This is a genomic window from Actinomyces sp. Z5 (assembly GCF_003287795.1).
Classification (GTDB): Bacteria; Actinomycetota; Actinomycetes; order Actinomycetales; family Actinomycetaceae; genus Actinomyces; species Actinomyces glycerinitolerans.
This window is the reverse complement of record NZ_QMIN01000019.1, coordinates 1-9,024: the sequence shown is the minus strand read 5'-3', so window position 1 is coordinate 9,024 and position 9,024 is coordinate 1. Positions and strand designations below refer to the sequence as shown.

Here is a 9,024-nt window from a genome sequence, read left to right as displayed (position 1 = left end):
AACCCATGAGACTCAACCGTCCCAGAAGTCATGAGACTCAACCGTCCCAGAAGTGTGGAGACAGCACAGTACCTCTGGGTGCCGAACCGTCGCAAGACAGTACGAATCATCGGAGCAAAGGTACGAACCGTCAGGCCCCGCATCGGCCTGCGCACGCACCCCGAACACTGCCGGCCCAGGCATCAATGACAAGGCCCGACCCCTGCACCCCAGCCGACAGCGCCAACCCCCACCGACCACACCCTCAAACGCGAAGAGCCGGTTAAGGGGCTGTCCAGCGAGGCGCCGGTGGGTCCCGCGCAGGGGCTCGACCACCCCGGCGCCATCTCGCTGGACAACGTACTGACCATTCCTACGGCGTCGCTCGGCCGCATTGTCGGCTACCTGGGCGAGGAGCAGGAGCACATGCTCGCCCGGGCGATGGTGCTCGCCTTCAACCTGGAGCTGCCACTGCCCGGTAATCGGTGAGCGGCTCCCCCAGCTAGATCCGACGCGCAGGCTCAACAGTGGGAAGACCGGAGGCGCCGGCGGTACGCCGACGGTCGGCACGAGGACCCTCCCGCGATCAGGGACGCACCCCCAGACCGAGCGGTACAAAACTCTGTCAAACGATTGCGTGACGTCGAGGTCCCAACGGGCTTAGGCTGACATATGTAGTGCAGCTCACTTTCCCTTCCATCTCGACGAGGAGATCCCTATGGCAGAGCCACAAACCACAGCAAGCTCATCCGCTGGCGGCCGTGCCACCCAGGAGGAGGTCGACGCCTTCTTCGCGCCGCCCACCAAACCGGTCAAGCCGTTCTTCATCGCCGCGTACGTCCTGGCCCAGCTCTTCTTCTTCATCGCCCTCATGGGGCCGGCGGTCGTGGCCATCCAGACCAAGGCCATGGCCATGTTCCCCACCGATTCGGCGGCGCAGGCCAACGCAGTCTCCCAGATCGCCGGTCTGGGGGCCCTGGGCGCGGTCTTCGCCAACGTGATCTTCGGGCAGATCTCCGACCGCACCATGTGGCGCTGGGGACGGCGCCGTCCCTGGCTGGTGATCGGCATCCTCGGCATGACGGTGGGCCTGGTGATCATGGGCCTGACCAACACTGTCCCCGCCGTCGCCGCCGGCTGGCTCGTTGCCCAAATCGGCGCCAATGCCGCCCTGGCACCCTTCGTGGCAGTGCTATCCGACCAGGTACCCGAGTTACAGCGAGCTCGCGTCAGCTCCATGATCTCCATCGCCCAGAACCTGGCCCAGCTCATCGCCACCTGGTGGGCCGGCGCCATGGCGACCAGGCTCCCGATGCTGTTTATCGCCCCAGCCATTCCGGCCATCCTGGTCATGACCTGGTTCGCCTTCGTCCTGCCGGACAAGCAACTGACCATTAAGCCGCCGCGACTCGATTTCATCGGCCTGCTCAAGACCTTCTGGGTCAACCCCGTCAAGCACCCCGACTACGCCCTGGCCTGGGCTGGCCGCTTCCTCATCACTTTCTGCGCCTTCTCCTTCACCACCTACCGCCTCATGTACCTGGTGCACCGGGTCAGCCTAACCGAGGCCGAAGCGCGGAACACGGTGACAATCTCCGTGTTCATCTACACCTGCTTCCTCATGGCCGCGAGCTTCGTCGGCGGGCAGCTCTCCGACCGGCTCCACCGCCGTAAGGCCTTCGTCTTCGCCGCCTCCGCACTATTCGGCGTCGGCACGCTCATGCTCGCACACACCACCACCGTATCCGGGTTCTACATGGTGGAGGCCATCATGGGCCTGGCCTACGGCGTCTACATCTCCGTGGACCTGGCCCTCGTAGTGGACGTCCTGCCCAACCCGGACAACGCCGGCAAGGACCTGGGCGTGTTCAACATCGCCAACGCCCTGCCCCAGTCTCTCGCCCCGTATATGGCACCGCTCTTCCTGGGCATCGGCTCACCGGAGAAGATGAACTACCCGGCGCTGTGCTACTTCGCCGGCATCTGCGCCATCATCGGCGGCGTGCTGGCCATCTTCATCAAGAAGGTGAAGTAGCCGGGCGCAACCGACACCATCATTCCGAAACGATCCCCCACCCACCTCGTCGGGACGGGCGGACACACAGCTCCACCGCACGCGACCCTGGTAATTTGGCGCCGCACCGCCGGCGGCCCGCGCACCGCCCAGCGACATCAGCGTGAAGGAGCCCCGTGTCCGCCCGTCTCGGCACTTTCAACGACCGGCTTGCCGGCGTCGCCGACCGCCTGCGCCGCCGCTGGGAGCTCGGCTACGGCGCCTGGATCCTGGGCGCGCTGGCATTCGCCGCCTGGACCGTCCTGGTTCGCACCGGACTCACCGACCGCCTCGACGCCGCCCTGACGGTGCCCATGCTGCCACCGCGCTCGGGACGGGGGCAGGTGCTCGAGGCGATCTCCCTGCTCACCCACCCGGTGCTGATCTACACGGCCATCGCCGCGGCCGCCGTCGTCACCTACCAGCAGCGCATGCGGCGCCTGTCGACCGCCCTGACCACCTCCCTGCTCGGCCTGCCACTCCAGATCGCCATCGCCACCTGGATCGACCACGCACGCCCCTCCTCCGCCTTCGCCGACTCCCTGTCCTACCGCGGCTTCGCCTACCCCGCCGGGCACGCCGTCGCCATGACCGTGGCCGCCTGGGTGCTGGTCACGCTCACGCGGGCCCACCGCCGTCCCACCTCCCAGGTGCGCCTGTGGCGGCTGGCGGGCGTGGTCGCCGTCGCCGTCACCTGCGCGGGCCAGTGGGCCATGGGCCTGCAGTCCGTCTCCGACCTGATCGGCGGCGTGCTACTCGGCGCGACGGTGGCGACCTTCTCGCTCAGCGTGGGCGGAACCGAGGAGATCCTCGCGTCCTGGGCGCATATCGGCCTGCCGTCTACCACCGTGGACAAGCGCGCCGCCATCGTCTACAACCCCACCAAGTTCGACGACCTGTCTCTGCTGCGTCGGCGCGTGGAGTCCGAGGTGCTGGCAGCTGGCTGGCAGCCCACCCTCTGGTTGGAGACCGCCCCCGAAGACGTCGGCCACGAGCAGACCCGCCGCGCCCTGGCCGCCGGCGTCGACCTGGTGCTGGCCGCCGGTGGTGACGGCACCGTGCGCGCCGTCTCCAGCGAACTGGCGGGAAGCGGCGTGCCCATGGCGCTGCTGCCCACCGGCACCGGCAACCTGCTGGCCCGCAACCTACAGGTGCCGCTCGACACCGACGCCGCCCTGCGCCTGGCCCTGTCCGGCCCCACCCGCGCCATCGACGTCGTGCGCTGCACCTGGGACGGCGGCACCGAACGCTTCGTGGTCATGGCCGGCCTCGGCCTGGATGCCCGCATCATGGCGGACACCAGCGAGGATCTGAAGAAGGTGATCCGCTCCGGCGCCTACGTGGTGGCCGCGGTGCAGAACGCGGTGCCGGACCCGTTCACGGTGCGGGTGGAGCTCGACGGCGACGACGACAGCGGCGCCGGCGCGGGCGCCCCCACCGCCTCCGCCGAGCACCGAGTGGTCATGGCGCTGCTGGGCAACGTCGGCACCATCACCGGCGGCATGACGATCTTCCCCCACGCCGCCCCCGACGACGGCCGCGTGGACCTGCTTCTCACCGGCCCCAACCGGATCACCGACTGGGCCAAGGTCGGCGCCGGCCTGCTGATCGGCCAGGACGTCGACGGCCTCAGCCACCACCAGGCCCGTCGGCTGACCCTGACCACGCCCGAGCCGGTCCCCTTCGAGCTCGACGGAGACCCCGTGGGCCGCACCCGGAAGCTGGTCGCCGAGGCCGAGCCCGCCGCACTGCGCGTCGTCGTCCCGCCCGCCTCCACGTCACACCGCCAAGGCGGAGGCACTCATCTAGACTGAGGCGGTCAGCCGTCGACCACAAGCAGGAGCCCCATGCGTTCACGCCTCACCGTCGCACTCGGCCGTACGGCCCGCACCCTGGCTCGCCTGCGCGGCGGCGGCTCCGGTGGCACCGCCTTCCCCGGCCTGGTCATGGAGCGCACGGACCCCGGCTTCCTCGCCCGCACCCTGGACCGGCTGCCGCACGGGGTGGTGCTCGTCTCCGGCACGAACGGCAAGACCACCACCACCAAGATGGTCGTCCAGCTGCTGCGCGACCAGGGCTTGAAGGTCTTCACCAACCGCACCGGCTCCAACTTCGTGCGCGGAGTGCTCGCCGCCCTACTCACCGAGGTCGACGCCGCCGGCCACCTGGACGCCGACGTCGCCGTGCTGGAGCTCGACGAGGCCCACGCCGTCCACTTCGTCCGCTCCGTCAGGCCGCGGGCGGCGCTCATGCTCAACGTCATGCGCGACCAGCTCGACCGCTTCGGCGAGATCGACTACACCGCCTCCCTGCTGCGCCAGGCCGCCCTGGCCACGCGCGACGTGGTGGTGGTCAACGCCGACGACCCGCGCCTGAACGGGGAGCGCTTCCTGGGGGGCCTGGCCTCCCGCACCGCCGCCTTCGGGGTCGGCCCCGCCCTGCGTTCGGTTTTCCTGTCCGACGACGATCTGCGTACCGAACAGGCGGACGCGGGCGGCGCACCCGGGGCGCTCGCCGACGACGCCGTCGAGTCCACCGCCGGCGCCGACTCCCCCTGCCCGGCTCCGCGCGTGCGCCTGGTGGCGCTGGCCGGCAACGAGGCCACCATTGAGGTGGACGGCGCCGAACACCGGGTCGCCTTCGCCATTCCGGGCATCCACAATGTGCTCAACGCCTGTGCCGCCCTGACCCTGGTGCTGGAGGTGCTTGGCGACCGGGCCGACCTGCCACGCCTGCTGGCGACCCTGTCCGAGATCCGCCCGGCCTTCGGCCGCGGTGAGGTCATCACCCTGGACGGTCGTCCGGTGCAGCTGTCCCTGGTGAAGAATCCGGCGGGCTTCCGCATGAGCCTCATGTCCGCGCCCACCGCCCAGGCCGACGCCACCAGTCGGACCGACACCGTGGATGCCGGCAGCGCGCCCAGCACCATTGCAGCACCCGCCGCGGGCCGGGGTCGGCCCGACGAGCTCATCATGATCGCCATCAACGACGAGTACGCCGACGGCCGTGACATGTCCTGGCTGTGGGACGTGGACTTCACCTCCCTCAAGCGGGCCGGGGTCGCCGTCGTCACCGGGGTGCGCGCCTGGGACATGGCGCTGCGGCTGCGCTACGACGAGGTACCCGTCGGCGTCGTCGAACCGGACCTGGAGGCCGCCCTGGACGCCCTGCGCGCGCGTGCCGCCGCCGAAGACCGCCCCATGCGCGTGTACACCACCTACACCGCCATGTTGGCCCTGCGTGCTCGCCTCGGGCGGCTCACCGAGGTCGAGGAGGTCATGAAATGAGCACCGCCCCCACCGTCTACAACCACACCGGCTCCGGCCCCGCCCGCGGCCACATCCGCGTGCTGCAGCTGTATCCGCGGGACATGAACATCTACGGCGACTGGGGGAACCTGCTCACCCTGGCCCGCCGCGGCCAGTGGCACGGCTACGACGTCGAGCTGCACTCCTACAACCCCGGCGACGAGTTGCCGCAGGAGGTGGACCTGGTGCTGGGCGGCGGCGGCCAGGACTCCGGGCAGGAGCGCATCAAGGACGACCTGGGCCAGATCGGCCCGCGCCTGCGGCAGTGGGCGGCCGACGGCGTGCCGATGCTGGTCATCTGCGGCCTGTACCAGTTGTTCGGGCACCGCTTCGTCACCGGCGAGCGCTCCGAGATTCCCGGGATCGGGCTGCTGGACGCCGAGACGGTGGCCGGATCGGGGCGACTGATCGGCAACATCGTGCTGGACTCCCCCGAGTTCGGCCGGGTGGTCGGCTATGAGAACCACTCCGGACTGACCACGCTCGGCCCCGGCGCCGAGCCCCTGGGAACGGTGCGCTCCGGGGCCGGCAACAACGGCAAGGACGGCGCGGAGGGGGCCCGGTTCAAACACGTGATCGGCACCTACCTGCACGGCCCGATCCTGCCGAAGAACCCCGCCGTGGCCGACTGGCTGCTGCAGCGCGCGGTCGAGTTGCGCGGTGGGGCCTGGGATCCGCTGCCCATCGACGACGCCGACGCCCGCCGCGCCAGCAACATCGCCGCCGCCCGGCCGAGGTGACGCGCCGTGGCCACGCCTGAGTTCATCATCGAGCTGCGCAAGAAGATCGGGCACGACCAGCTGTGGCTGCCCGGCGTCAGCGTGGTGGTGGTGGCCCCGGACGGGCGGCTGCTGCTGGGGCGGCGTTCCGACAACGGCGCCTGGGCGGTGGTCTCCGGCATCCCCGAGCCCGGGGAGCAGCCGGCCGCCGCGGCCCGGCGCGAGTGCCTGGAGGAGACCGGCGTCGACCCCGAGATCGTCGGTGTGGCCGGGGTGAGTGCCGGAGAGCCGCATGTGTTTGCCAACGGGGACCGCTGCGTGTTCATGGACATCACCTTCGCCGCCCGGGCGGATGCCGCCGCGGTGGCGCGGGCGCATGTGGCCGACGAGGAGTCGACGGCGGTGGGCTGGTTCGCGCCGGATGCACTGCCGACCCCGCTGGTCACCTCCACCCCGGGGCGCATCGACGCCGCCCTGGCGTGGCTGGCCGACCCGTCCGCCGGCGCGCGCTTCCGGTGACGGGCTCCTTGACGCGGCTCCGGTGACGGACGACGTCGCAGCGTCGCTGTTGCGAGCCTTTGTCCTCTACTGCGAGCCTTTGCACCCTGGTGTGCGGCAAATTCCTGCACACCAGGGTGCAAAAGCTCGTAACAGACGGAGCCACGCCCTCCAGTCAGGTGCTCACACAGGCGTCAGTCCGGTCAGACGTCGATGGGGCGCAGGAGCTGGGGGTCGGGGAGTTGGCCGTTGATGATGTAGTCGTGGAAGACGGGCACGGCCTGCTGGCCGGTGAAGATCTCTTCGGGGTGCAGGTGGATGGTGTAGGGCTCGGGCGAGCCGTTGTCCCAGGACAGCGGCACCCACCGGTCCGGATCGGCGACGGGTTCACGCGCCAACACGTAATGAACATACGAGCCATCCGGGTCGGGTACGCGGGCCTCGATCGTCATCGCCCGATTCGACCCGGCCGCCTGCATGTACCGCATCCGCTCAGGATCATCGTCGGGAAGGTCGTCGGGGACATCGATACCCTCTGGAATAGGTTGAACTCCTAAGGCGAAGATCGGTCCTCCGGTGAAAAAACTCGGATAAGTCAGGTCGTGTGCAACATCATCTGCGATTCTCTCGGGAGTCTGAGGCCGCGTAAAAACCTCAAGCCTCCCGGAGTGGTTATCAACGGTCCACGTAACGAAGTTACTCATACCCGGGGCCTCCTTGGGTTGTTTAGCGGTTGCGGGCTACTGCTTCGGTGCCCGTAGTGTCATTGTCTCGGTGATTTCGATGGTGCGTCCATCCGGCAGCGTCACCCGGGCAGGATTGTCCGGCGAGACCATGCTGTCGAACGGCTTCTGCTGTACTCCCCGGCGTGCGCTGCCTGACTTGACCTCGACGGGAGCCGGACAGGGCAGGGTGGCCCGCCCCAGGGGGGCCCGCCCCAGGGGCGCGTGTCAGCGCCCGGGGCGGGCCTTGGAACCACAGTCGGTGGGGGTGGAGCGGGTGCTCAGGTGTTCCTGGGCCAGGTGTTCAGGATGGTGGGGTAGGTGTCGGGGGTGCCGTAGGTGAACACCGCACCGTTGGCGGTCGGGTAGGAGGCCGTGGCCAGGGCACCGGCCTGCGCCCAGTGCGGCGAGGAGGCCGGGAAGAACATCTTCCACCCCTGCGAATAGTCATACGGCTCAGGATGATCCTTGACAGGCTGATCCTCACGGGAAAGGCCCCCGATCTCCGGCTCCAGGATATCCGCGCCAATGGCGACCAGGCGATCCGCCAGGGACTCATCACCGACGATCAGATCAGCGAACTCACTACTATGGAAATCAAGCCTTACGCCGCCGGTGTCGGGCTGCCACCCGCCGATCCTTACCATGATGGAGGCGCCGTCGGCCCGGTCCACATCCCCGGAAAACAGTGAGAACCTGACGCCTGACAGGTCGGGTTTGATTTTGGTGTGCATGACGGCGAGATACTCCTCCAGGGTGGTGATCTCTGGGTTTGCCGCGGCCTTCGCCTTAGACATGGCGGTCTCGCGCCACGGGTCCAGGGTGGGGTGCAGGCCCCGCAGCTGCTGGATCAGCTCCCAGGACCGCGCAGCCTCCTCCTCCATGCGCTCCTCCTGCCCCGGACGACGCATCCTGAACGAAAGCTCCCACTTCACAACCATGTCCAGCACCATACCGTCGGTGGCCAATGCCGTAGGCGGGTACAGACCCGGTCAGACGTCGATGGCGCGCAGGAGTTGGGGATCGGGGAGGCGGCCGTTGATGATGTAGTCGCGGAAGACGGGCACGGCCTGCTCCCCGGTGAAGATCTCCTCGGGATGCAGCTGGATGGTGTAGGGCTCGGCCGAGCCGTTATCCCAGGACAGCGACACCCACCGGTCAGGGTCCGCAACCGGTTCGCGGGCCAGCACGTAGTGGATGCAACCCCCTCCGCCGTCCGGGTTGGGGACGCGGGCCTCGATCGTCAACGCCCGATTAGACCCAGCCGCCTGCATGTACCGCATCTGCTCGGGGTCATCATCAGCCAACTCATCAGGAAACCTCACCCCCGCGGGAAGAGGTTGAACCCCTAAAGAAAAATAGGCGCCTTCAGTGAAGTACGTGGGGTAGGTGAGCTGTCTTTGCATCTGGTCGGCGATCATCTCCGGGGTCTGTCGGACCTTGAACCGCTCGCCCCTCCCGTGCTGGGCATCCACATTCCAAGTTACGAAGTAATTCACTATTCGCTTCCTTTCATGCTCTGAGGCGGTTGGTCAGTATTGCCTGGGTGCTTGAAGGAGTTCGACCTCGGTGATTTCGATGATGCGTCCGTCCGGCAGCGTCACCCGGGCGGGGTTGTCCGGCGAGACCAGGCTGTCGAACGGCTTCTGCTGTCCTCCGTAGCGTGCGCTGCCGGGCTTGAGTCAGGCAAGACAGGGCGGCCCGCCCCAGGAGCGTGTCAGCGCCCGGGGCGGGCCGCCCTGTGA

The 9,024-nt window shown here is 68.6% G+C and carries 9 protein-coding genes; 6 read left to right on the top strand and 3 right to left on the bottom strand.

The window, feature by feature from the left end; translation table 11 throughout:
* Positions 1-288: 288 nt before the first annotated feature.
* The 6 genes from DRB06_RS02125 to DRB06_RS02100 all read left to right on the top strand — a co-directional run bounded on the left by DRB06_RS02125 (position 289) and on the right by DRB06_RS02100 (position 6,578).
* Entirely contained in the window at positions 289-468 is a 180-nt protein-coding gene (locus DRB06_RS02125) for a hypothetical protein (protein WP_181575166.1), read from the top strand.
* A gap of 229 nt (positions 469-697) precedes the next feature.
* The gene (locus DRB06_RS02120) at positions 698-2,014 is read left to right on the top strand and encodes an MFS transporter (RefSeq protein WP_111819022.1); all 1,317 of its coding nucleotides are present in this window, start codon (positions 698-700) and stop codon (positions 2,012-2,014) included.
* Positions 2,015-2,169: 155 nt separating this feature from the next.
* Positions 2,170-3,846 carry a diacylglycerol kinase family protein gene (locus tag DRB06_RS02115; protein WP_258522118.1) on the top strand — a complete coding sequence of 559 codons (1,677 nt, stop codon included), beginning with the start codon at positions 2,170-2,172 and terminating at the stop codon, positions 3,844-3,846.
* Positions 3,847-3,879: 33 nt separating this feature from the next.
* Positions 3,880-5,319 (top strand): Mur ligase family protein, encoded by a 1,440-nt coding sequence (locus tag DRB06_RS02110; protein ID WP_111819021.1) that lies wholly within the window; start codon positions 3,880-3,882, stop codon positions 5,317-5,319.
* A complete protein-coding gene (locus DRB06_RS02105; protein WP_111819020.1) occupies positions 5,316-6,080 on the top strand; it encodes a type 1 glutamine amidotransferase in 765 nt (254 codons plus the stop codon). Before DRB06_RS02110 ends, DRB06_RS02105 begins: the two co-directional genes overlap by 4 nt.
* Positions 6,081-6,086: 6 nt before the next feature.
* Positions 6,087-6,578: an NUDIX domain-containing protein gene (locus DRB06_RS02100; protein ID WP_111819019.1), complete on the top strand. Its 492-nt coding sequence runs from the start codon at positions 6,087-6,089 to the stop codon at positions 6,576-6,578.
* A gap of 182 nt (positions 6,579-6,760) precedes the next feature.
* On the opposite strand, the gene DRB06_RS16490 is transcribed toward DRB06_RS02100, so the two are convergent.
* The 3 genes from DRB06_RS16490 to DRB06_RS02085 all read right to left on the bottom strand — a co-directional run bounded on the left by DRB06_RS16490 (position 6,761) and on the right by DRB06_RS02085 (position 8,778).
* Positions 6,761-7,009 carry an NTP pyrophosphohydrolase gene (locus tag DRB06_RS16490; RefSeq protein ID WP_258522117.1) on the bottom strand — a complete coding sequence of 83 codons (249 nt, stop codon included), beginning with the start codon at positions 7,007-7,009 and terminating at the stop codon, positions 6,761-6,763.
* 551 nt (positions 7,010-7,560) lie between these two features.
* On the bottom strand, positions 7,561-8,220 hold the full coding sequence (locus tag DRB06_RS02090) for a hypothetical protein (RefSeq protein ID WP_220092955.1): 660 nt from the start codon (positions 8,218-8,220) through the stop codon (positions 7,561-7,563).
* 51 nt (positions 8,221-8,271) lie between these two features.
* The gene (locus DRB06_RS02085) at positions 8,272-8,778 is read right to left on the bottom strand and encodes an NTP pyrophosphohydrolase (protein ID WP_111819016.1); all 507 of its coding nucleotides are present in this window, start codon (positions 8,776-8,778) and stop codon (positions 8,272-8,274) included.
* Between the last annotated feature and the right edge of the window lie 246 nt (positions 8,779-9,024).